This is a genomic window from Kitasatospora griseola (genome assembly GCF_044999035.1).
GTDB classification, from domain to species: domain Bacteria; phylum Actinomycetota; class Actinomycetes; order Streptomycetales; family Streptomycetaceae; genus Kitasatospora; species Kitasatospora griseola.
Genome location: NZ_CP173360.1, coordinates 1,641,328 through 1,662,277, shown reverse-complemented (window position 1 = coordinate 1,662,277; position 20,950 = coordinate 1,641,328). Strand labels below are relative to the sequence as shown.

22 protein-coding genes are annotated in these 20,950 nt (G+C 73.1%); 10 read left to right on the top strand and 12 right to left on the bottom strand.

Annotated features, from left to right (window positions below):
* Positions 1-10: 10 nt before the first annotated feature.
* Positions 11-1,501, bottom strand: coding sequence for a DUF2079 domain-containing protein (locus tag ACI1MP_RS07775; RefSeq protein WP_380333188.1), 1,491 nt, complete (start codon positions 1,499-1,501; stop codon positions 11-13).
* A gap of 164 nt (positions 1,502-1,665) precedes the next feature.
* On the opposite strand from ACI1MP_RS07775, the gene ACI1MP_RS07770 reads away from it, so the two are divergent.
* Both ACI1MP_RS07770 and ACI1MP_RS07765 read left to right on the top strand, forming a co-directional pair.
* Positions 1,666-2,964, top strand: coding sequence for an MFS transporter (locus ACI1MP_RS07770; RefSeq protein ID WP_380333187.1), 1,299 nt, complete (start codon positions 1,666-1,668; stop codon positions 2,962-2,964).
* Positions 2,939-3,262, top strand: a complete 324-nt coding sequence (locus ACI1MP_RS07765; protein ID WP_380333186.1) for an alpha/beta fold hydrolase — start codon at positions 2,939-2,941, stop codon at positions 3,260-3,262. The genes ACI1MP_RS07770 and ACI1MP_RS07765 overlap by 26 nt, the downstream gene beginning before the upstream one ends.
* Positions 3,263-3,295: 33 nt before the next feature.
* Here the strand turns inward: ACI1MP_RS07765 and ACI1MP_RS07760 are convergent, their stop codons facing one another.
* Positions 3,296-3,499 (bottom strand): DUF397 domain-containing protein, encoded by a 204-nt coding sequence (locus tag ACI1MP_RS07760; RefSeq protein ID WP_380333185.1) that lies wholly within the window; start codon positions 3,497-3,499, stop codon positions 3,296-3,298.
* Positions 3,489-4,319: a Scr1 family TA system antitoxin-like transcriptional regulator gene (locus ACI1MP_RS07755; RefSeq protein ID WP_380333184.1), complete on the bottom strand. Its 831-nt coding sequence runs from the start codon at positions 4,317-4,319 to the stop codon at positions 3,489-3,491. The genes ACI1MP_RS07760 and ACI1MP_RS07755 overlap by 11 nt, the downstream gene beginning before the upstream one ends.
* Positions 4,320-4,490: 171 nt before the next feature.
* Between ACI1MP_RS07755 and ACI1MP_RS07750 the strand changes: the two genes are divergently transcribed.
* Together ACI1MP_RS07750 and ACI1MP_RS07745 are read left to right on the top strand one after the other, a co-directional pair.
* Positions 4,491-4,646, top strand: coding sequence for a hypothetical protein (locus ACI1MP_RS07750; RefSeq protein WP_380333183.1), 156 nt, complete (start codon positions 4,491-4,493; stop codon positions 4,644-4,646).
* Entirely contained in the window at positions 4,643-4,903 is a 261-nt protein-coding gene (locus ACI1MP_RS07745; protein WP_380333182.1) for a hypothetical protein, read from the top strand. The genes ACI1MP_RS07750 and ACI1MP_RS07745 overlap by 4 nt, the downstream gene beginning before the upstream one ends.
* A gap of 20 nt (positions 4,904-4,923) precedes the next feature.
* On the opposite strand, the gene ACI1MP_RS07740 is transcribed toward ACI1MP_RS07745, so the two are convergent.
* Positions 4,924-5,430, bottom strand: coding sequence for a DUF2004 domain-containing protein (locus tag ACI1MP_RS07740; protein ID WP_380333181.1), 507 nt, complete (start codon positions 5,428-5,430; stop codon positions 4,924-4,926).
* Between the two features lie 136 nt (positions 5,431-5,566).
* Here ACI1MP_RS07740 and ACI1MP_RS07735 point away from each other — a divergent pair, with 136 nt between their 5' ends.
* From ACI1MP_RS07735 to ACI1MP_RS07725, 3 genes are all read left to right on the top strand, one after another.
* Positions 5,567-6,103, top strand: a complete 537-nt coding sequence (locus ACI1MP_RS07735; RefSeq protein ID WP_380333180.1) for a GNAT family N-acetyltransferase — start codon at positions 5,567-5,569, stop codon at positions 6,101-6,103.
* 311 nt (positions 6,104-6,414) lie between these two features.
* On the top strand, positions 6,415-6,672 hold the full coding sequence (locus tag ACI1MP_RS07730; RefSeq protein WP_043910708.1) for a hypothetical protein: 258 nt from the start codon (positions 6,415-6,417) through the stop codon (positions 6,670-6,672).
* A 3-nt stretch (positions 6,673-6,675) separates the two neighbouring features.
* A complete protein-coding gene (locus ACI1MP_RS07725; RefSeq protein ID WP_380333179.1) occupies positions 6,676-7,167 on the top strand; it encodes an acyl-CoA thioesterase in 492 nt (163 codons plus the stop codon).
* Between the two features lie 386 nt (positions 7,168-7,553).
* Here ACI1MP_RS07725 and ACI1MP_RS07720 read toward each other — a convergent pair whose 3' ends face one another.
* From ACI1MP_RS07720 to ACI1MP_RS07710, 3 genes are all read right to left on the bottom strand, one after another.
* On the bottom strand, positions 7,554-8,897 hold the full coding sequence (locus tag ACI1MP_RS07720) for a hypothetical protein (protein WP_100586348.1): 1,344 nt from the start codon (positions 8,895-8,897) through the stop codon (positions 7,554-7,556).
* 149 nt (positions 8,898-9,046) lie between these two features.
* Positions 9,047-9,511, bottom strand: coding sequence for an SsgA family sporulation/cell division regulator (locus ACI1MP_RS07715; RefSeq protein ID WP_380333178.1), 465 nt, complete (start codon positions 9,509-9,511; stop codon positions 9,047-9,049).
* A 305-nt stretch (positions 9,512-9,816) separates the two neighbouring features.
* A complete protein-coding gene (locus ACI1MP_RS07710; protein WP_404868134.1) occupies positions 9,817-10,938 on the bottom strand; it encodes a hypothetical protein in 1,122 nt (373 codons plus the stop codon).
* Between the two features lie 206 nt (positions 10,939-11,144).
* Between ACI1MP_RS07710 and ACI1MP_RS07705 the strand changes: the two genes are divergently transcribed.
* Complete coding sequence (locus ACI1MP_RS07705) at positions 11,145-11,813, top strand: DUF4241 domain-containing protein (RefSeq protein WP_043910711.1); 669 nt, start codon at positions 11,145-11,147, stop codon at positions 11,811-11,813.
* 34 nt (positions 11,814-11,847) lie between these two features.
* Here the strand turns inward: ACI1MP_RS07705 and ACI1MP_RS07700 are convergent, their stop codons facing one another.
* The 3 genes from ACI1MP_RS07700 to ACI1MP_RS07690 form a co-directional block, all read right to left on the bottom strand.
* Complete coding sequence (locus tag ACI1MP_RS07700) at positions 11,848-12,483, bottom strand: DJ-1/PfpI family protein (RefSeq protein WP_100586352.1); 636 nt, start codon at positions 12,481-12,483, stop codon at positions 11,848-11,850.
* Positions 12,484-12,530: 47 nt separating this feature from the next.
* Positions 12,531-13,466, bottom strand: a complete 936-nt coding sequence (locus ACI1MP_RS07695) for a GlxA family transcriptional regulator (RefSeq protein WP_404868133.1) — start codon at positions 13,464-13,466, stop codon at positions 12,531-12,533.
* 116 nt (positions 13,467-13,582) lie between these two features.
* Positions 13,583-14,635 carry a hypothetical protein gene (locus tag ACI1MP_RS07690; protein WP_404868132.1) on the bottom strand — a complete coding sequence of 351 codons (1,053 nt, stop codon included), beginning with the start codon at positions 14,633-14,635 and terminating at the stop codon, positions 13,583-13,585.
* 137 nt (positions 14,636-14,772) lie between these two features.
* On the opposite strand from ACI1MP_RS07690, the gene ACI1MP_RS07685 reads away from it, so the two are divergent.
* On the top strand, positions 14,773-15,357 hold the full coding sequence (locus ACI1MP_RS07685) for a TetR/AcrR family transcriptional regulator (RefSeq protein ID WP_404868131.1): 585 nt from the start codon (positions 14,773-14,775) through the stop codon (positions 15,355-15,357).
* Between the two features lie 215 nt (positions 15,358-15,572).
* Positions 15,573-16,811 (top strand): hypothetical protein, encoded by a 1,239-nt coding sequence (locus tag ACI1MP_RS07680; protein ID WP_404868130.1) that lies wholly within the window; start codon positions 15,573-15,575, stop codon positions 16,809-16,811.
* Positions 16,812-16,866: 55 nt separating this feature from the next.
* Here the strand turns inward: ACI1MP_RS07680 and ACI1MP_RS07675 are convergent, their stop codons facing one another.
* Positions 16,867-19,476: a collagenase gene (locus ACI1MP_RS07675; protein ID WP_404868129.1), complete on the bottom strand. Its 2,610-nt coding sequence runs from the start codon at positions 19,474-19,476 to the stop codon at positions 16,867-16,869.
* 195 nt (positions 19,477-19,671) lie between these two features.
* Positions 19,672-20,595 carry a LysR family transcriptional regulator gene (locus tag ACI1MP_RS07670; RefSeq protein ID WP_380333171.1) on the bottom strand — a complete coding sequence of 308 codons (924 nt, stop codon included), beginning with the start codon at positions 20,593-20,595 and terminating at the stop codon, positions 19,672-19,674.
* Between the last annotated feature and the right edge of the window lie 355 nt (positions 20,596-20,950).

The window sequence follows — 20,950 nt, the reverse complement described above, 5'->3', positions numbered from 1 at the left end:
TCGGGAGGTGTCAGGGGTGGTGCAGCAGTACCAGGTCGCCGTCGTCGACCACCACCCGGTACCCGAAGCGCTGTTCGTAGCCGACCAGCATCCGCCAGGTGTCGGCGACCGGGCACGGCACGTGCACGCTCGGGTCGGCCAGGTCGACCGCCACCCACTGCGGGCCGCCCTCCCGGACGCCGTCCGGCCGCAGCGCGCCGAACGGCGGCTCGGGCTCGCGGCACACCAGGGCGACGTCGGTCCGTCCGGCGAGCTGGGCCGCCAGGTGATTGGTCGCCACCACGCTCGCGCCGTCCGGTATCCGCGCCAGCGCGGCGCGGATCTTCACCACCCGCTCGGACGTCCCCCAGGCCGAGGGCAGCACCGCCTCGCGCAGCGGGTACAGCGGCAGCGTCAGGACGGCGGTGAGCGCGGCGAGGGCCAGCGTGCGACGCGCCCGGCGGCGTTCCATCCGGGTGACGGTCTCCACCAGGCCGGCCAGCAGCGGCGGCATCAGCACTGCGCTGTAGTGGTAACTGACGCCCCAGTAGTGCTGGTTGTCGGCCAGCAGCCGCCACGCCAGGGTCGGTGCGCAGATCAGCGCCAGCGGCGAACGCAGGCCCGCGAACCCGGCCGTCGCCGCCAGCAGCCCCAGCAGCAGCCACTTCAACGGCGGCCAGAACGGCCGCAGCACCACCGTCCACGGCGCGGACGCGGCCTGCCCGGCGGAGAGCTGGCCGCCGTAGTCGAAGCCCCCGTGCGGGTTGAACGCGGGCACCACCAGCCAGACCGTCACCACCGTCGCCGCCACGCCGAACAGCGCCGCCCCCACCGCCAGTACGCGGGCCCGACTGCCGGCCGGCGCGCGCCGGAACGCGAGCAGGGCGACGGCCGTGAGCGTCAGCCCCAGGTCCTCCTTCACCAGCACCAGCGGCAGTGCCCAGCACACCGCCGCGACCGGCCGGCGGCGTCCCAGCGCCACCGCCGCGAACGCCGACATCGGTACCGCGAAGGCGATTTCGTGGAAATCGTCGCCGACCGCGGAGGCCACTCCCCAGGACAGCCCGGCCAGGCAGCCGACCGTCGCCCCGAGCCGGCGCCCGCCCACCTCGCCCGCCCAGCGGGCCACCGGCACCACCGCCAGCGCCATCAGCACCGCCTGCGCCACCAACAGCGTCCGGGCGTCCGGGAACAGCCGGTACACGGGCGCGAGCGTGGCCAGGATCGGATGGAAGTGGTCACCGAGCAGGTGGTAGCCAGGCCCCTTCAACGCCACGACCGGCGCCCGCCCGTGCGCGTACGCCCGCACCGCCTGCTCGAAGATCCCCAGGTCGTACGCCTGACTCTCCAACCGGCGGTGCCGATTCAGCGAGACGCAGCAGTACACCGCCGCGAACAGGACGCCAAGTCCCCACGCCAGCACGGCGGGTGAGACCCGCGCGAGCACCAGGCGCAGGACGCCGACGGGCGGGGGAGCGGCGGCGGCCGGTGGAGGCAGGGGGGTGGAGACGGCTGAAGGCATCGCGAAAGTACCCTTCCACTAATGAATTAGTGGAAGGGTGGTGGAACTCGCAGCAGCCCGTCAACCCCGACCGGCAACCGCCGTCGGGGCCTCTGACCTGCCCTGATGTCCCCGAATCGGACGGGGTCGTCCGGTGTGTCGATCGGCGGCGCTACGGTCGGGGCATGTCAAACAAGATTGCGAGCGCGGGCAGGGCCGACACGTGGCCTCCTGCCCGCCGGAAGCGGCTCGCGCCGGGGCCGTTCCGCGCGGTCCTCGGTGCATCCGTCCTGGCCAATACGGCGGACGGCGTCTTCCGGATGGCGCTGCTTCTCGTGGCGGCCCGGCTCACGCATTCCAGCGGCGCGTCCTCCCTGGTGATGGTGGTGACGACGCTGCCGTGGCTGATCTTCGGAGTTCCCGCGGGCGTGCTCGCCGACCGGACCAGTCGCAAGGTGTCGATGGTCGCCGCCGACGGGGCCCGCGCCGCGCTCATCGCGACGGTCGGCATCGCCGCGGTCGCCCACGTCCTGACGCTGCCCGTGCTGCTGGTACTGGCGTTCCTCGTCGGCATCGCCGAGACGGTGTTCAACACCAGCAGCGAGACCGTGCTCCCCACCATCGTCGCGCCCGGTGACCTCACCAAGGCCAACGGTCGACTCAACACCTCCATGCGAGTGACCAGCCAGTTCGTCGCCCCCACCCTCGCCGGCTGGCTGACCGCCGTCGCCATGCCCCTCACCTTCCTGGGCGCCGGAGCGGGCTACCTCGGCTCGATGCTCCAACTCGCCCTGCTGCCGAAGGACGTCGGACGCGTACCGTCGCGCGAGAAGGAGCCCACGAGGATCTGGACCGGGGTCGCCTTCGTGCTCCGCCACCGGACCATCCGGATGATCACCCTCACGGGCGCGCTGACCACGCTCGCGAACACCTCCTTCCTCGCCCTGCTCGTGGTGTACGCGACTTCGGGTCCACTGCAGCTCGGCGACGCCGGCTACGGATTCCTCCTCAGCTCCGTCGGAGTCGGCACCGCCCTCGGCTCCCTGACCGCGCACCGCGCCGAACGGCGGCTGGGCAGCGCGCCGGTGCTGTGCGCCTCCCGGATCGGCTGGGGCCTGATGTTCGTCGCGCCCGTGCTGTTCCGCGGCCCGTGGCTCTGGGTCGCCATGACCGCGGGCAGCGGCCTCGGCGGCATGTGGGGAGTCGTCACCGTCTCGCTGCGCCAACGACTCACACCGCCCGGGATCCGGGGCGCCGTCGGCGGGGCGTACCGCACGATCATCATGGGATCCATGCCCGTCGGAGCGGCGATCGGAGCCCTCGTCCAGAGCCGGCTCGGAACCCCCGGCACCTTCCTGCTCTACGGGGCCGGGATGGCGGTGCTCGCTGTCCCGGTGTACCTGTCCATGCCCGGGAAGTCGCCCGCGCACAGCTCACAGCCGGCGGAGCACCTCGTCGGTGACCAGGAGAGCGGGGCTCGATGAGACGTGGCGGGCGGTGGCGACGATTACGCGGACCGGCCGGAACGCGTGCGCTGCGGGCACAGGCGGAGCGGGAACGGGTGGTGGGCAGGAGCTGCTGTTGAAGGTCTCGCTCAGGGCGCTGCCGGGGAACTCGGCGGCCGGCCAGGACTACAACATCCCGCCGAAGGCCGAGCAGTGGATGGCCGACCGCGCCCACGCCAAGACCGTCACCATCGACAACGCCTCCCACGCCGTCGCCGTCTCCCACCCGGCCGCGGTCGCCGACCTCATCCTCCGCGCGGCCCGCGACACCCGCTGAACCACCACGGGCCGCGTCAACGACCAGCCCCTGTCAGACCTCGCCGAACTCGCCCGTGACGGCAGCGCCGACGAACGCGTCCCACGCCTCGGGGGCGAACGTCAGGACGGGTCCGGCAGGGTCCTTGGAGTCGCGGACGTGGCCCGGGTTGGCGTCGTCCACCTCGATGCAGCCGCCGCCGTCGGTGTTGCTGTAACTGCTCTTGCGCCAACGGCGGTTCTCGTGGTCATGAGACATCGGTGGTCAGTCCTTCCAGTACGGATCCGATCAGTTGCACAGACTCCCGACGGGACAACGCCTGAGCCCTCAGCAGATCGTAGAGCGCCCGGCGTTCCGCGACGGCCTGGGTTTCTTCGAAGATCGTTCCGGCGCGGCTGCTCTCCTCGTACGCCACCTGGTGACCGTCGGCCAGCGTCAGCAGCCAGAGCGATGAGGTCTCCGAGTGCCCTCCGGCGGTGAACGGCAGCACCTGCACGACGACGTTGGGCAGGGTCGCCGCGTCGAGGATCACCTGCAGCTGCTCGGCCATCACTTCGGGACCGCCGTACGCCCGGCGGAGAGCGCCCTCGTCCAGGATGAACCAGTACCGGCACTCCGCGCTGCGCATGCGCAGTTGCCGGCCCAGCCGGGCGCGAACCCGTTCCTCGACCTCGCCCTCCGGCGCGTAGGGAAGTCCGATGCGCAGGGCGTGCCGGGCGTACCGGTCGGTCTGGAGCAAGCCGTGCACGATGGGGCTGTAGGACTCGTCGACGACGGCTCGGTCCGCCGTGGTCAGGATCTCCCGGTACTTGGCCGGATGGGCCTCCCGCAGGACGAGCGGGAGGAGGCGGACGAAGAACCCGCCGGTCCCGAACACTCTGTCCAGTTCCTCCGAGAGGCCGTCGGGGACCCGGATGTCGCCGTTCTCCACGCGCGACAACGTGCTCTGGGAGAAGTGGACTTCACCCGAGAGCCTGGCGAGCGACCAGCCGACCTCGGTACGTCGTCGCCTGGTCTCGGCCCCGTAGAAGTGGCGCGCACTTCTGCTCGGATCCACCTCGCGTTCCTGCCAGCCCACGGCTGCTCCTCCATGTTGCGGGACGTTCTGCGCAACGGCACCGAAGCGACCGCACGTTGCGGGATCAGTCCCCAACATGCCGGTGCTGTTCAGCGTAGCGTCGGACGGCGACGCTTGGAGCACGGACGGTGACCGCCGTTCGATCGGCAACAGCAGTGCGGAGCAGTGATCATGACGGAACATCAGCCGGACGCCGAGCCCGTGGAGTCCGACGAGGCGGACCCGCCTGCGGGCGGCGCGGCCGAGGGGAGTTTCGACCTGGCGGAGGCGTTGCACCGGTGCGAATTCAACACCCGGGCCGGCGCGGCCGGGCGGAGGGCGGGGTGATCGGCCTGCCGGAGGAGCCCGGGGCGTCCGGGCCGGTTCGTCTCCCGCTCGCCGTCCGGCTGACCTTGGGTCTGGTCGTTCTCGGCGGCGCCGCGACGGCGGCGTTCCTGTTCGTCGCGGAGTACTGCGCGGACAGTTCGCCGGACGTGCAGGTGCTCGTGTTCGGGGCGCTGTTGTTCTCCGAGGTGCTGGCGGCCATGTCCGTGATGGCGGAGGCGCGGCGGCCGGAGGGCGGCGGTGAGCGGCCGTCCTGCTGACCGGGGCGGGCGAGGTCTCGTCAGCTCTCCCAGGCGACCGAGGCGACCGCCCCGTCCCGGGTGGCCCTGACGGCGAGGATCTGGTCGCCGAGATCGGGTTCGAACGTGTAGTCCAGGACGACCGGAGGTTCGCCGGAGGGGTCGCTCAGCCGCAGTCCGACGGAGTTCAGGCGCATGGTCGCCACGAAGGCGTCCGCCCCGACCTCCTCGCCTGCCGCCTCGCGGACCAGGCGGTCGACCGTCTCGCTGTCGTCGAGCTCGTCGAGGTGGAAGTCGATGAAGCCGCGGTCCTCGTGCAGGTGCGCCCGTAGGGCGTGGCGCGCCGCCGTGTCGAGGGCGGGCAGGTCGGTGAGGCGGGCGGCGAGTGCGTCCAGTTCCTCGGCGTCCGGCGCGCTGGAGGGGCCGGCCCACAGGCGGACCTCGACCTCGCCGTCCGGGAGCTGTGCGGTGCCCTGCCGGACGACGTCCGGGTCGCGGAGCGCGCCGGTCTCCAGCCGTCCGAAGCAGGCGTGCTCGATGGTCGTCACTCGGGGGGCTCCGCTCGCGTCGGGGTGGGGTGATCAGGTCGGACTCCGGGTCAACGGATCGCGGAGCGCCCGGTGTTCCGCAACAGCCCGGGCAGAACGGTTGCCGGGCGGCGGATCGGTCGGATAGGAAGGTTGGATGCTTCGAGGCGAGAAGATCGGGCTGCGGGCCCGGCACGAGGACGACCAGCCGATCCTTCAGCGCGAGCTCTCCAACGATGTGCTGGTCTCGGCGCGGGCCGAGGGCCGGCCGTGGCGGCCCGTCGCGGTCGGGGGGCCGGAGCCGCGGATCAAGGACGACGATCCGAGCGCGGTGGTCTTCGCGGCGGTGGAGCTGGAGACCGGCGCGTTGATCGGGACGGCCAGTGTCTGGGGGATCGACAACCACAACCGGTCGGCGCACCTGGGGCTCGGGCTGCTGCCGTCCTGCCGCGGCAAGGGGTACGGGACGGATGTGGTCGCCGCGCTGTGCGAGTACGGGTTCACGGTGCGCGGGCTGCAGCGGCTCCAGGTCGACACGCTGGCGGACAACCACGCGATGATCCGGGCCGCCGAGCGCAACGGGTTCGTCCGGGAGGGCATCCTGCGGTCCTCGGCCTGGGTGATGGGGGAGTTCCTGGACCAGGTCCTGCTGGGGCTGCTCGCCGGCGACTGGACGGCCGCCCGGCGGGGCTGACGCCCGGTCATGTGATCACCCTATGGTCGTTCGTTCCGGGTCGGCCCCGGGTGTCGGCCGCATCCTCTGGGTTGGTGTACGTACGGTTCAAGAGGTTCGCCACCGCTGAAACAGGGTCAGGTGGAGGGCTGTGTTGAAAGAGTCCGACAACGCAGCGATCTTCAACCAAACACAGGGAGCCCCACCATGTCCGGTTGCGGGGGGACCGAGTTTGATCACCGGAAGGACCTTGGCGTCAACGGATCCGCCTGTCCTTCCCCTCGGCGGATGAGGCCCTACACACATCAAGTCCGACAGGAAATGAGGAACCGATGACTGAGTACCGTGGCGGGGTCGATCAGGTGGAGAAGGAGTGCGCAGCCCTCGCGGGCCTGCCCGCATCCCAGCGACTCACCGAACTCGAACACCTCTGCCGGCGGACGGAGAAGATCCTCGGCCTCGCCGTCCTGGACACCGCGAGCGAGGTCTACGAGCAGGGCGACGACGCCGCGCTGCACCGCTCCCCGTACGCCTACGGCTACCTGCGCCGCACTCTCGGCTTCGGGACCGAACACCGAACGGACGGCTGACCGTTGTACACCTACCTGTGCCGGACCCGCTGGGGCGACATGGACGCCTTCGGGCACATCAACAACCTGAAGGTGCTGCAGTACGTGCAGGAGGCCGTCTACTGCCTGCTGTACGACGAGAGCGAGGGCCAGGGGTTGTTCGAGGACGGCTTCATGATCGCCCGTCACGAGATCGACTACCGCACGCCGCTCTACCACTGTCCCGCCCCGCTCCCCGTCCAGATCTGGGTGGAACGTCTCGGCAGGGCGTCCATCGGCACCACCTGCGAGGCGCGCCGCGACGGCGAGCTGGTCTTCGAGGCCCGCACGGTCACCGTGCCGACCGACGCCGGGACCGGCCGCAGCCGACCGCTGCGCGACGCGGAACGACGGCACCTGAACCGCTACCGGGTCCGCCCCGTCGGACCGCTCTCCACCGTCGCCCCGGTCGGCCGCGTCCCCGTCCCGGCCACCGCCCGGCTCCGGGTCCCCGCCATGGGCGGCCGCGCTTCCTGACCATCCCCGAGGAAAAAATTGGGAAAACCCTTTCTGCTCCCTCGGGGAATGGCGCAACGGCCCGAACCCGGCCCCGGGCAGGACGTCCGACCCGGGGCCGGGTCCGGTTTCAGCAGGAGGCCGGCGGCCCGCCGGCGGGGCCCACGGCATCGGGCCTGACCAGGTTCGGAGGCCGCCCCCACCGGCGCGCCGCAGTCGGCTGCGGCGCGGCGCCGGGAGGGGGTGGCGCGGCGGGTGGCGGCGCGGCCCGGGAACGGGGTGGCGGGGTCACCATCGGGTAGTACGAAGGATCGTTCATGTCACCATTGACCACGCGGCAGCCCCGGCCCGCCGAGCAACCCGCTCGGCCGCTCACCCCGCCGGCCCCGCCCGCCACCGCCCCGCGGCTACCCGCCCAGGCGGGTGAACCGGCCCTCCAGACGGGAGAGTTGCGCGGAGGTGGCCGGCGAGCGCAGCGCGTCGTGCCGCTCCCGGAAGCTGGTGTACGCCCGCCGGGCCTGGTGGATGTTGCCGGCGTCCAGTTCCAGGTGGGCCAACTGGAGCAGCGACACCCCGATGGTCCGGTGCTCCTCCGTCGGCCGGGCCCGCAGCGAGGCCCGCAGGTAGGACAGCGAGAGCTCGGTGGCCCGCAGCGAGTGGTGGACCTGCGCGGCCTGGTACAGCAGCGCGGGCTCCGGGTACCGGTGCGGGCCGCCCTCCGACGCGGACCGGGTCGCCCACTGCTGGGCCGCCTCCAGCAGCCGCAGCGCCTCGTCCGACTGCCGGAGCCGGGCCGCCGCCACCGCCTGCTGCGCCAGCACGAACGCCCGCACCCCCGGCGCCGCGTCCGACGGCAGGTGCTCGGCGGCCGCGTCCGCCAGCCGGGACGCGTACGCCTGATGGCCCAGCGCCCCCGCCTGGGTGCTCTGGTCGCGCAGCGCCATCGCCTGCGCCTGCCCGTCCTGCGCCTCCGCCGCCAGCCGGTACGCGAACCGGTAGTGCCGCTGCGCCTCCCCGTGCCGGTTGTCGTCGGTGTAGGTCCGCCCCACCAGGCGCACCAACTGGGAGGCGGCGACCAGGAGTTCGCGGTGCCGCAGATCGCCGGCCGAGGAGGTCAGCCAGGGGAGCACGTGGTCGCGCAGGTACCCCAGCAGCGGGCTGCGGGCGATCGCGCCGCCGTACCCGTCGTAGTGCCGCGCCCCGAACGCCGTCATCTCCCGCACCGCCTCCACCTGCCGCGCCCCCACCCGCTCCGGGCCGGAGCGGCGCAGCACCGGCGCGAACCGGGAGGGCGGCACGGCGGGGCCGGCCGGGACGCCGGAGGGCGTCGACGGGGGAGCGCTGCGGGGGGCGGGGAGCAGGCGGATTCGGAACAGCGGAGGCTGAAACGTTTCGTCCGAACAGTCGCCGGAATACGGCCGGGAGTGCAGTCGGCGCAGCCCCGCCAGCACGTCCGCCGGCTCCGGCTCGCCGTCCTCGCCGCCGGTCGGGTCGGCCGGCCGGAGGCCGAGCTCCGCCCGCGCCACCGGACGGCCCAGCCGCCGGGCGAACGCCTCCTCCAGCAGCTGCGGACCCGGGTGCCGGGGCTGGGTGCCCGACAGCCAGTGCGCGACGGTGGTCCGGTCGTAGCCGACGCTGAACCCGCTCTCCCGGGCCACCTTCTGGAGGGCCGCCGCCAGGGCGGGCCCGTTCCATCCGGCCTCCGCCATGCGGCTGCGCAGCGCGAGATTGGGTCCACGGACGTGCGGCATCGACAACTCCTCGGGCGGACCGCAGCGAGGCCGGCCCCCGGATCTCGGGAAGTCGTACGGTCGGCGTCGGCGGCGAGTACCAGGTTTCGGAAAGCCCCCTGTTCAACGCGCGGGAGCGGAAATCGGTGCGGCGACGGCGGTACCGGGGCTCACTCGGGGCGGGGCCGGTCCTCCAGCAGGTGACGCAGCAGCGCCCCGGTGTCCAGGTGCTCGTGTTCCGTCCCCGGCGGCACCAGCAGTTGCGACAGCAGTAGGAAGTCACGGACGGGCGCGGCCGGGGTGCGCAGGACGACGGTGTGGCCGGGCGTGTTGAGCGCGATCGCCAGCAGCTCCGGGTCGGACTCGGACCGACGGACCGTCACATCGCCGATGCCCGCCCGCCCCCTCAGCCCCTCGGCGAGCAGCTCGCGGCCGAACAGCCAGGTGATCGGCTCGTCCAGGTCGGCGTGGCAGTCCAGGTGCACCGCGTACGGGTCGGCCCGGTGGTAGCGCAGCCGGGCCGGGACGGAGACCTGCAGCCCTGGGCACGGGGAGACGACGACGTCCAGCCGCAGGACGCAGTCCGGGCCGTCGGCGGGGCGGAGCCACGTGCTCGACGTGTAGTGGCGGGTCACCGGGTCTCCCTCGGGTGGACGGACGCGGACGGGGTGGCGGGTGCGGCGGCGTGTTCCGGGGGCGTGGTGCGACTGGACCGGTGCCGGAGGGGCACCGGCCCGGCATGGAGGGGGGCCTGCTGAATCGTTTCGCCACGAACGCCCGTCGGGGCCAGAGGGTCGGCACTCATGTCCGGGGATAACGACCGAACCCGGGGGCGGTCACGGCGCTCGTCGGTCCGGCCCGGTTCGGCGTCCGCGCGCGGCGTGCGGGCGCGGCGGAGGGGGCGCGAACCGCTCGGCGCGCGCCGGGGGTCCGGCGGGCGTCAGCCGATGGCGGCGTGGGTCGCGGCGACAGCGCGGGCGTGGTCGAAGGCGCGCACCGGGTGCGGGGTGGAGGTCCAGGGGTGGGCGCCGCACCAGGGGCCGAGCTCGCGGAACTGCTCCAGCGCCAGCGCGGGCTGCCGGGAGACCAACGCGAAGTGCGCCAGCAGGTGCCGCAACAGCGGGAGTTGGTCGTGCCGCGGCGGGACGGCCGCCAGCGCCGAGGCCACGGCGGGCAGCAGCTCGTGCAACCGGCCCGCAGCGGGCAGGCCGAGCGGGCCGTGCCGCAGCTCCAGCTCGGTCAGCGCCTGCAGGTACAGCCCGGGCAGCACGGAGCCGGGCGGGGCGGTGCGGACCGCGTGCTCGGCGAAGCGCAGCATCTGCGCGTCGCTGCCGTGCCACTTGCCGCACCAGTACTGCATGGCCTGCCAGTGCCCGGCCACGTGGTGCGGGGCGCGGGCCGTCAACTCCTGCCACAGCGCGCGGAATCGGCGGTGGCTCAGCGGGACGCCGCGGGCCGTGGTGATCAGCACCACCCAGGGGCCGGGGTCGCGCGGGTCCAGCTCGGCGGCCTCCCGGGCGGCCGCGTTCGCCTCGGCCAGCCCGGCCTTGAACCCGGCCGGCCCCTCGGCGTCGCTCGACCGCCCGGCCGGTGCGCGGTGCGCGAGGGCGCTGTCCCGGGCCTCCCAGGCCCGCTGCACCAGCAGCCGGGCGTACACGGTGGCGGCGGCGCACGCCTCGGTGCCGGACGCCCGCCACTCGGTCAGCCAGGCGTCGCGTTCGGCCGCCACCCGGGTCAGGAAGTCCAGCCGGGACCACCGCTCGTCCCAGTCCTCGCCGGCCGCCGCCACGTACGCCGCGGCCGCCCGCCAGCCGCCGGCCAGGCAGGAGTCGGCCAGCGCCTCCAGTTCCTTGCGCCGCAGCAGCGGCAGGGGCGGTCCCGCGCGCCCGGGGTCCAGCTCCGCGCTCGGCACCAGCCCGTACCGCCCCGGATCGAACCCGTCGGGGGTGGGGGCCGTCGGCGGTTGCGCCGGTGCCGGCGCCGGGATCCCGCCGTTGTTCCACCGCCGACGGGTCAGCAGCGAGAGCAGCAGGGCGATGCCGAACACCAGAACGGGGGTCATGTCGAGAATGATCTCCCACCGCCGCCGGCCGCCGGGTACGGGGCCGTGTCCGAGCGGGGTCCGGCCGGGGGCTACCGTGGGGGCCGCGCACGGGTGGTGTTCGTCCGACGATCTGTCCGGAACGCCCGTCCGTTTCCCCGGTCCCGTGAGTCACGACAGCGACGACAAGCGACGGCAGCGACGCCGGCGACGAGAGCGAGCCCCTGATGCCCCTTGCGGCCCCCGATGTGGCGCGACTGTTCACCCCGGGCAGCCAGTACGAGCTGGGCGGCGACCGCACGGCCACCGTGTTCGCCCTGCCCGAGGCGCAACTGGCGCTGCCCACCGGCCGGTTGGTGGCGTGCGACCCGGTCGCGGGCCTGGTGGACGAGAACGAGCCGTTCCTCGCCGTGGTGCCCCCGGGCAGCTACCCCGTCACGCTCGCCGTGGTCGAGGTCCGCAACGCGTACGGCCCAGGCTCCTCGGACACCCGGATCGCCGCCGCCCGGCTGCGGATCGGCGAGCAAGCGGCGGTGCGGTGGCAACTGGCGCTGAGCGAAGGCCAGGACGAGGAGCGACTGGGCCCCGACGACTTCTTCGGGTACGGCGTCGACGCGGGCACCGGCTGCTTCCTGGACGCCTCCGCCGTCGGCCCGATCGGCGAACTGGTCGAGCAGGACGCCGACCCCGTCATCGACGCCATACACGACGCCCGCCACCGCCCCGCCGTCGTCACCGACCCCGGGACCGGCCACACCATGGCGGCCTTCACCACCGGCTGGGGCGACGGCCACTACCCGACCTGGGTGGGTCGCGCCGCGGACGGCCGAGTGGTGGGCTTCGTCAGCGAGTTCTTCGTCGTCCCGCAGCCCGGACGGGGCCCCGTGGCGGGGTGACCGGTCTGCGGGACGACGTCGAACCCCGGGCGGATCAGCTCGGGACGGCTCCGAACCGGGCGCGGACGGCGTCGACCACCGCGGGCGGGGCGGTCTTCGTGGAGCCGGCGGCGTAGGGCGGCTGCGGGTCGTACTCGGTGAGCAGCTGGATGCCCTGGGCGGTCTCGGCGCCGTGGATCCGCCCGACCAGGTGCAGGGCGAGGTCGATGCCGGACGAGACGCCCGCGGCGGTCGCGTACTTGCCGTCGAACACCACCCGCTCGTCCACCGGTTCGGCGCCGAACGCGGCCAGCGCCTGCGGCACGAACCAGTGGGTGGTGGCGCGGCGGCCGGTGAGCAGACCCGCGGCGGCCAGCACGATCGAGCCGGTGCAGACCGAGGTGGTCCAGGTGGTGGTGGCGTCGACGGCGCGCAGCCAGTCGAGCACCTCGGGCTGCTCCTGCTGCACCCGCGAGCCCGGGCCGCCCGGGACGAGCACCAGGTCGGCGGAGGTGACTTCGTCGAGGGCGGCGTCGGCGGTGAGCGCGAGGCTGCCGAGGTCGGCGCGGACCGGTCCGCGCTTCGCAGCGGTGAACACCACCTCGGTGTCGGGCATCCGGGCCAGGATCTCGTACGGGCCGACGGCGTCCAGGGCGGTGAACCGGTCGTAGAGCAGGATGGCGATCTTCATCGGGTGCCTCTCCGTGATGGGTTGACGTTCCAGGGACCGACGCTCCGTCACGACGCGGTGCGGAAGCGGCGGCGGTAGTCGACGGGGCTGACGGCCAGCGTGCGGGCGAACGCGCGACGCATGGCCTCCGGGTTGCGGTAGCCGCTGCGGCGGGCGACCTGTTCGATGCCGTCGTCGCTGTCCTCCAGCCGACGGCGGGCCACCTCCAGCCGCACGCCGTCCACGTAGCGGCCGGGGGTGGTGCCGGTCTCGGCGGTGAAGACCCGGGCGAACTGGCGCGGTGACAGCGAGGCGCGACGGGCCAGGGCTTCGACGGACAGGTCGGCGTCCGGGTGGTCGGTGATCCAGCGCTGGACGTCGCGCAGCGGCCGACGGACGGCGAGCTGGGCGGCCAGCTGGGTGGAGAACTGGGCCTGGCCGCCCGGCCGGCGCAGGAACATCACCAGGTGCTGGGCGATGCTCAGCGCGAGTTCCCGGCCGAGCTCCTCCTCGACCAGCGCGAGCGCCAGGTCGATGCCGGCCGTGACCCCGGCGGACGTCGTCACCCGCCCGTCCCGGACGTGGATCGGATCCGGGTCGACCGTGACGTCCGGGAACCGGCGGGCCAGCGCCTCGCAGTGCGCCCAGTGCGTGGTGGCCCGCCGCCCGGCCAGCAGGCCCGCCTCGGCGAGCAGGAACGCCCCGGTGCAGACGGACGCCACCTTCTCCGCTCCCGTGGCCAACTCCGCGATCCGGCCGACGAGTTCGGCCGCAGGATCCCGGGTGCCCGGCCCGCCCGGAACGAGCAGCGTGTGCGGCGGCGCGGCGGCCGCCAGATCCTCGTCCGGCATCAGTCGCAGCCCGCTGCTCGTTCGCACCGCGAGCCCGCCCGGCGAGGCGGTCCGGATCCGGTACCCGGCCGCCGCGAGCACCTCCAACGGGCCGGTGACATCGAGGCTCTGCACCCCGTCGAAGAGCACGAACAGCACACTGCGGTCGGTCATGCGTCCAGCCTCGCAGCGGCCCGCGATGGCAGCAATGACGCATGCCCCACCTTTTCTGCCATGGCCGACCACCGGGACGGGAACCGGCAGGTCCGGCCGTCGGGGGTGGCGGGGTGTCAGGCGTGGCGGGGCGTCAGGCGGGCCCGGCGGTTGCGGCCGTGGGCGGCGAGGGCGTGGAAGGCGGCCTTCGGCTCCCACGGCAGGCCGGGGTGGGTGGTGGAGGGGCGGCCCGGCGGGAGGGGGCGGACGATGCCGAAGGAGGCGCGGTCGAAGTCCCGGGCGGGGTCGTCGGAGCCGGGCAGGTGGTAGTGGGCGAAGGTCTGCACGAAGGCGGCGTCCAGGCCGGACTGCTCGAAGGCGGCGAGCAGGTCGAGCAGGTAGGCGGCCTGCTCCTGCTCGTCGCGGACGAGCGGCTCGGCGAACCGGACGGCGCGGCCGTCCTCGTCGAAGGCCACGGCGCGGTCGCCGCGGGCGCCGAGCGCGGCGGCGCCGGTGAAGCTGCCGCAGCCGAACTCCGTGACGGCGGCGGGCCGGCCCTGGCCGGTGAGGGCGCGCAGGCCGGGGGCGAGCCGGTCGGCGTTGGTGGCGTCGCGGTAGCCGGCGTCGGTGGCGACCACGTCGAACGCCGTCCAGTCGACGCCCTCGAAGGGCAGTGAGGCGTAGCCGACCCGACCGCCGAAGCGGGGCCGGACCGCGGCCAGGACGCGGGCGAGGAAAGCGTTCACCGAGTGGTGCAGCGAAGGCAGCAGGGCGCGGAAGCGGTCCTGGTCGGCGAGCACGCCGGCCCGGGCGAGGTGGTCGTCGCCGGGCAGGAAGCCGTCCGTGAAGAGCGAGATCTCGGAGCCGGTGAGCAGCACCACCTCGGCGCCGCCCGCCCGCAGCTTCTCGGCGCGCTCGGCGCAGTCGACCAGCAGGTCGAACAGCTGGGGCTGGGTGAGTCCGTTGGTGAACGGCGAGAACCAGACCTCCAGCCCGGCGTCGGCGGCGTACCGGGCGGCGGTCTCCAGCCGGTCCGGCTCGGCGCCGGTGATCCGCACCGCGTCGCAGTGCAGTTCCTGACGGATCACCAGCATCTCGCGGCGGACCGTCCCGGGGTCGAAGGGTTCCCGGGTGGTGGTGTCGGCGGTGCTGCGGAAACCGGTGTCGTAGGTGATGCCGAAAACGCGCACGGCGAAGCCGTCCTCTCCTTGCGAAGTAAGGTACGGGGCGTACCTTATGGCGAATTGGGTACGGCCGGTACCCTGTTCCGGCAGGGGCGTAGCATGCGCTCCGGGACCAGCAGCGGGCAGCGGACGGGAGGTGGCAGGTGGCGGCGACCAGGCGGCGCGGCGCCGAACTGGAGGACGCGATCCTCACCGCCGCCGGCGAACTCCTGCTCGAACAGGGCGTGGCCGGACTCACCATGGACGAAGTCGCCCGCCGGGCCGGCACCAACAAGAACGCCCTGTACCGGCGTTGGCCCCACCGCACCGCGCTCGGCATCGCCGCGTACTGCCGCCTCGCCGCCGCCGAGACCCGGCCCCCCGACACCGGCAGCCTCCGCGACGACGCCCTCGACCTGCTGCGCCGCGCCAACCGCACCTGGTCCTCCCCGTACGGCGAGATCCTGCGCGGCCTGCTCGCCGCCGCCGGCGGCGCACCCGAACTCCTCGCCGAACTCCGCGACCCCGACCGCCCCGACCCGCTCGACGAAGCCTGGCTCGCCGTCCTCACCCGCGCCGCCACTCGCGGTGAGGCCCCCGCCGCCGCCGTCCACCCCCGGGTCGCCGCCACCCCCATGGCCCTGCTGCGCACCGAATACCTGCTGCGCGGCGTCCCGGCCGTCCCGGACGAGATCCTGCGGGAGATCGTCGACGAGGTGTTCCTGCCCCTGGTCCGCGGCCGCGCCTGAACACCCCGGCGGATTTGGGTCAAAAGGCGCTCGCAGCAGTCGAGTCGAGCGCCGCGATTCGGTGTTGGCGGCAGCAGGGGCGTCGGAGCGGCTCGGCGGGGCATCCCGTTTCGTCGCCGGCGGCAGAAGGCGGCGGCCGCGACCGAGCCCGGGAAGCTTCGCGGCGGGTGAAAACCGTTCGCGGCGGGTGAGTCGGGCAGGCATCCTCGTCGGTCGTGACGGACGAGAGCAGCGAACCCGTGGAGTACGCACCGGTCGACACCCTGCTCGGGCTGCTCGAACGCGGGCGCGGGGCGGGATGGTTGTGGGTGAAGGAGGACCGGGAGGCCGGGGCCGAGGCCGTGCTGGACTGTCTGCGGCGGGAGACCCGGTACGACCGGCAGTGCGATGCCCGCCATGACTACCATGCGCTGCTCGTCCGGGAGTTGGCGCTGCCGGTCGACCTGCTGCGGCAGCAGCTCGACGGTGCGGACGAGGACGACCACGACCGGGCCCGGGAGATTCTCGCCGCCCTTGCGCTGACGGGATCGGTCGAGGCGCGGGAGGTGCTGCGCCGGTATGTGCGGAGCGGTCGGTGGTGGCAGGGCGTGCTGGACACTCTCGGCGAGCGGTGGCCCGCGCCCTGGTGGGGCGATCTCGCCGAGGTCGCGGTGGGTCGGCTCGACGGGGCCGAGCCCGACTACCCGAGTAGTGAACCCTGGTTGAGCTGGCGGGAGTTGGTGCCCGAACGGCGGCGGTCGGTGCGGCACGTGCAGGCGCTCGCCCCGGGGAACGTCCGGCTGCTTGCGGTGCTGGCCGACGGGGGAAGTTCGGTGTCCGAGCGTTCGGCGGCCCTGAGCGCGCTGGCCTGGCGGCCGCCCGTGCCCGAAATCCTGCCACTGGTGCCGGAGTTGTTCACCGCGGTGCCCGCCGAACTCGGTGCGCGGCCGGTGCCGCGGCTGGGTCGCGTGGTGGAGCGCCTCGGAGTGCTCGCGGTGGGGGACGCCCGGGTGTGGGTCGCATCCGATCGGCCCTGGCTGGCCCGGCTCGGCCTTGCGGTGCTGGCCCGACACGGCGAGGTGCGTGATCTCCCGCCGCTGCTGGCCGAGTTGGAGCGGCAGTGGGCGGCGGGGCAGTGGTGCGGGTCGGACGACCTCGCGGACGGCCTGGCCCGGTTCGGCCCGGCGGCCGTCGGTGCTGCGCCGGTGCTGCGGCGGTTCTGGGAGCGGACTCCGCACAGCTGTGAACGGCCGTCGTACCTGCGGGCGTTGGCGGCGATCGGGCCCGGCGCGATGGGGGCCGAGCTGGCCGAGTCGCTGTGGGACTGCGAGGAGGAGTCCCGGCTGTTCGCCGTGAAGCATGCGCCCGACGGGCCGGAACTGCGGTTCCGGCTCGCCGAGTTGCAGGGGAGCCCGGTGGAGTCGGAGGAGCTGCGGGCGGCGGCCGCCCGGAGGCTCGCGGGCGGAAACCGTTGACGGACAGCCGCGGATGGGAGACCGCGACTGCCCGTCAACAGGTGGGGGGTGGGGGCTAGAACTGCGTGGCCACGGTGACGTTGGTGAAGTCGGTGGCCGCGTACAGGCTCAGGTACCGGTAGCCGGCCTGCGGGTTGGTGACGGTGATCGTCTGGGTGGTGCTGTTCGGGGTGGTGGAGGACGCGGTGAAGGCGCTGGGGGAGGCCCAGGTGGCGTCGTTGTAGTACAGGTAGGCGGTGCCGGTGCCGCCGGTGGTGGTGATCTTCAGGGTGCTGGTGCCGGCGGGCAGGTAGACGTACAGGTAGTCGACGTTGCCGGCGGTGCGGGTGCGGCCGGTGCGCTGGCAGTTCTGGGCCATCGCGTCGGCCCGCGGGTCGGTGCAGGTCGGCAGGGTGGTGCCGCCGCCGTTGCTGCCGGTCTTGACGGTGACGCTCGCCGGGGTCGCGGTGGAGCGGCCGGTGGAGTCGGTGACGGTCAGGGCGACGGTGTAGGTGCCGGCCGTGGCGTAGGTGTGCGACGGGTTGCGCTCGTCGGAGGAGCTGCCGTCACCGAAGGTCCAGTGCCAGGAGGTCAGCTGCGCCGGGGAGTTGGTGATCACGGAGCGGTCGGTGAGGGTCACCGTCGCGCCGTTCACCGACTGGTCGAACAGCGCGGTCGGGCCGGTGGCGAAGCACGCGCCGGCCGCGCACTGGGTCAGCCAGGCGTCGAAGTCGGCGTCGTAGGAGGTGCCGAGGTTGTTGTAGACCGCGTACCCGCCCTGGTAGTCACCGGTGCGGAAGTGGCCGAGCATGTTGGTGACGTCCGCCGGGTGCTTCTCCATCATGTAGCGGACGGCGAGGTAGCCCCACGGGTAGACCCGGGTGGAGTCGGAGTTGTAGTAGGTGTTCTGGAAGATCGTGCTGAGCTTGTAGGTGTGCTTGCCGGCCTCGGTCATGGCCTGGGTGTCCGTCACACCGCGGTACCCGTACGACTCGTACTCGGCGACGCCTTCGATCCACCAGATGTCCGGAACGGACGTCTCGGTGGTGAAGTTGCCCTTCATGTCGTAGATGTTGTCGAGGTAGTGCGTGTACTCGTGGTTGAGGTTCCACACGTTGCCCGCGAAGTCGTCGTTCCACGACTTCTGGTACATGATCGACACCGGCTTGTTGGTCGGGTCGGTCGGGTCCATGAGGGTGACGCCGCCGTTGTCGGTGGAGTTGTTCCAGATGGCCCACGAGTAGTTCTGGTAGTCGGCCGCGCTGGCGAACACCGGCAGGTCCAGGGTGGAGCCGAACTGGCCCGGGATCGGGCCGTTGTCCTTGACCAGGTTGTGGAAGTACGCGTCCTCGCCGCGCAGGCTCTCGCACACCGGCCCCAGCTGGGCCACCGTCAGCGCCTGGGCGCGCAGCGTCTTGTTGTCGCAGACGAGGACGTTCGGCAGGACGGCGTTGATCAGCTTGTTCGGCAGGTCGCAGATGCCGAAGCCCGAACACTGGGCGCGGTTGAACTCGTTGGACTGGAACGCCGTGTGCACGTACAGCGGCCCGGTCGCGCCGACGATCGGCGTCGAGTCGAGGATCTGCTTGATCAGCGGCCGGGTCACCGCCTCGACGGTGGTGCTGACGCCGGACATCCGGGCCAGGTCGTTGCCCGCGTTGACCTCCAGGAAGGAGTTGCCGGTGCCCAGCAGGTCCTTGTGGTTCAGCGTGAAGTTGCCGAGCGTGGTGACCAGGCTGGTGTCGGCGTTCAGCGCGTTGACGAAGTCGGGGTTCCAGTTGGCGCGCCACAGCGGGGCGAACAGCACCGCGTTGACCGCGTTCACCATCTTCGGGTACGCGTTGTAGCTGTTGCTGTAGCCGTTCAGCACCTGCTTGTACGTGTTCAGGTAGCTCGCCTGCACGTTGGCGCTGTCGGTGAGCACCAGCACGTCGTACAGCACGATGCCGTTGGCGTCCGAGACGTCCTTCCAGCGCTGCCCGGCGAAGAACGCGTCCAGGCCGGCCTTGGTGGCGGCGGTCAGCGACGAGTCGTAGCTGCCGACCGCGCCCGAGTTGTAGGACTGGACGTAGTAGCCGGCCCGCAGGAACTGCACCAGCTGAAGGATGCTGGCGTTGTTGGTGCCGTCGTACGAAGCCGCCAGGTCCTTGAAGGCGTTCGCGACGGTCAGCATGTTCGCCTGCTTGAAGATCGCCCCGGCGTCACTGCCCGTCACGTTGTAGAGCGTGCCGATGCAGGCCGTGGTCGACCCCTTGACGAAGCCGACCAGGTCCGCGCCGGAGCGGCTGCCGAAGTCGGCGGGGGTGCAGCTCTGCGCGGCCGCCAGGCCGCTGAGCGCCTTCGGGCCGGTCTGCTTGGCGGCCGGACGGGGCGTGGTCTGGACGGTGGTGCCGGCCGGCTGGCCCATCACCACCTGGCCGAGCAGGGCCGGCGGCAGCTTGGCCGAGACCGGGGCCGGGGCGTCCTGGGAGGCGGCCGCGACGATCGGGCCGAGCGGCTTCGGGACGGCGCCGCCGGGAGCGTTCGCATCGATCGCGGAGGCGACGGCGGAGGTGGCCGGGGTGGCGGCGGCCTTCGACTGGCCGCCGGTGGCCGCGAAGGCCGGGGCGGGCAGCAGGGTGGCCGCCGTGGCGCAACCGGCCAGCAGACCGGCTGCCAACGCGGGGAGGGACATGCGCACGCGCACTGCTTCTCCTGGGGGAGTGGGGGTGGGGGTTGCTGGGGGGAGTTCACCGAGCAGGGGATGGGGGAGGTGCGGTCGAACGCATGCATCGTGACACCGGAGGGAGGGTCAGAACAATGTCACAGGTCATATGACATTGCACTGCGGCGGCATAACATCCAGGAGAACTTCTTGGGCGTCCGGCCGGCCGCCGGGACGTCAGCGGGCCCGGGGCGGACGGAACGTCCGGCTCGCCCAGGCGTGCAAGTGCGGTGCCTCGGCGGCGAGTTCGCGATAGGCGGCGGTGGCCGCACCGAACACGGTGTCGGCGAGCGCCGGACCGATAGCGGCTCGACGCCACAACAGCACGTACCGCAGCCACAGCGGAGAGCCCAGCAGCGGCTTGATCAACGTGCCCGGAGCGGGCGGTGTGCTGGCCGGGACCAGGGTCGCCCCGAGCCCCGCCGCAACCAGGTCGAGCACCTCCCGCCGCCCGTACGGGAGCTGACGCACGGCGGTGGCCGGAGCAAACGCCGCCGAGTCGCGGGCCGCCCGGAGGACCGCCCCGTCGGCGACCGGCAGCAGCCAGCTCTCGGCGGCCAGATCGGCGAGAGCCGGCTCCGCGTGGTGGCGGAGCGGGTGGGCGGCGGGCAGCGCGACGAACACCGGCTCGGTGGTGAGGACGCGCGCGGCGAGAGCGGGCGTGGGGCGCAGGCCGGAGTCCGGGCGGTCCAGGACCAGCGCGAGATCGAACGGCTCGTCGGGGGCGGTGGGAAGCGAGAACCGGAGCTCCGGGCGGAGCTGTCTGGCGCGGGCCAGGGTGCCGGGCAGCAGTGCCGGGCAGTCGGTGGCCAGTCGCAGTTCGCGGTGCGGACTCGCGCCGTTGGCGGCGACGGCGTCACCGAGACGGTCCACCCGGGAGAGCACCTCGCGGGCGGCGGCGAGGACCTCCGCCCCGAAAGTCGTCGGCACGACACCGGTCGCCGTCCGCTCGAACACGACGGCGCCCAAGTGGCGCTCGATCCTGCGCAGTTGGGTACTGGTCGCGGGCTGCGACGCGCCGATGGCCGCCGCCGCCCGCCCGACACTGCCGGTGTCGGCGATCGCGCACAGCACTCGCAGGTGCCGCAACTCCAACTCCACGGGCCCGGCCCTCCCCTCGCGTTCAGGCCGCCACGAGTACGCCGCGGAGTGACGTGGGGCTGCCGGTGTTATTTCACACGCAACATGTCAGATGGTGCCGCTCACCTTCGCTTCTCGTCGCTGCCACGTCAAGGCCCGGGGGTCCGAGGGGAGGTGGCGGGTCCGCTGCGCGGGGCTGAGGGAGGGGGATTGGGGGTGCGTCTGGGCCCGGGGGTTTGAGCGGGTGGTGGGTCCGCTGCGTGGGGCTGGAAGGAGGGGATGGGGCGTCAGGTCGGGGATCCGGGGTCTGAGGGGAGGTGGTGGGTCCGCTGCGTGGGGTTGTGGGGGAGGGGGATGGGGAGGGGCGATGCGTTTG

Excerpts from the sequence above, each read along its gene's own strand:
- ACI1MP_RS07775 (WP_380333188.1), bottom strand. The coding sequence starts at position 1,501 with ATGCCTTCAGCCGTCTCCACCCCCCTGCCTCCACCGGCCGCCGCCGCT.
- ACI1MP_RS07770 (WP_380333187.1), top strand. The coding sequence starts at position 1,666 with ATGTCAAACAAGATTGCGAGCGCGGGCAGGGCCGACACGTGGCCTCCT.
- ACI1MP_RS07760 (WP_380333185.1), bottom strand. The coding sequence starts at position 3,499 with ATGTCTCATGACCACGAGAACCGCCGTTGGCGCAAGAGCAGTTACAGC.
- ACI1MP_RS07750 (WP_380333183.1), top strand. The coding sequence starts at position 4,491 with ATGACGGAACATCAGCCGGACGCCGAGCCCGTGGAGTCCGACGAGGCG.
- ACI1MP_RS07735 (WP_380333180.1), top strand. The coding sequence starts at position 5,567 with ATGCTTCGAGGCGAGAAGATCGGGCTGCGGGCCCGGCACGAGGACGAC.
- ACI1MP_RS07730 (WP_043910708.1), top strand. The coding sequence starts at position 6,415 with ATGACTGAGTACCGTGGCGGGGTCGATCAGGTGGAGAAGGAGTGCGCA.
- ACI1MP_RS07720 (WP_100586348.1), bottom strand. The coding sequence starts at position 8,897 with ATGCCGCACGTCCGTGGACCCAATCTCGCGCTGCGCAGCCGCATGGCG.
- ACI1MP_RS07710 (WP_404868134.1), bottom strand. The coding sequence starts at position 10,938 with ATGACCCCCGTTCTGGTGTTCGGCATCGCCCTGCTGCTCTCGCTGCTG.
- ACI1MP_RS07705 (WP_043910711.1), top strand. The coding sequence starts at position 11,145 with ATGCCCCTTGCGGCCCCCGATGTGGCGCGACTGTTCACCCCGGGCAGC.
- ACI1MP_RS07700 (WP_100586352.1), bottom strand. The coding sequence starts at position 12,483 with ATGAAGATCGCCATCCTGCTCTACGACCGGTTCACCGCCCTGGACGCC.
- ACI1MP_RS07695 (WP_404868133.1), bottom strand. The coding sequence starts at position 13,466 with ATGACCGACCGCAGTGTGCTGTTCGTGCTCTTCGACGGGGTGCAGAGC.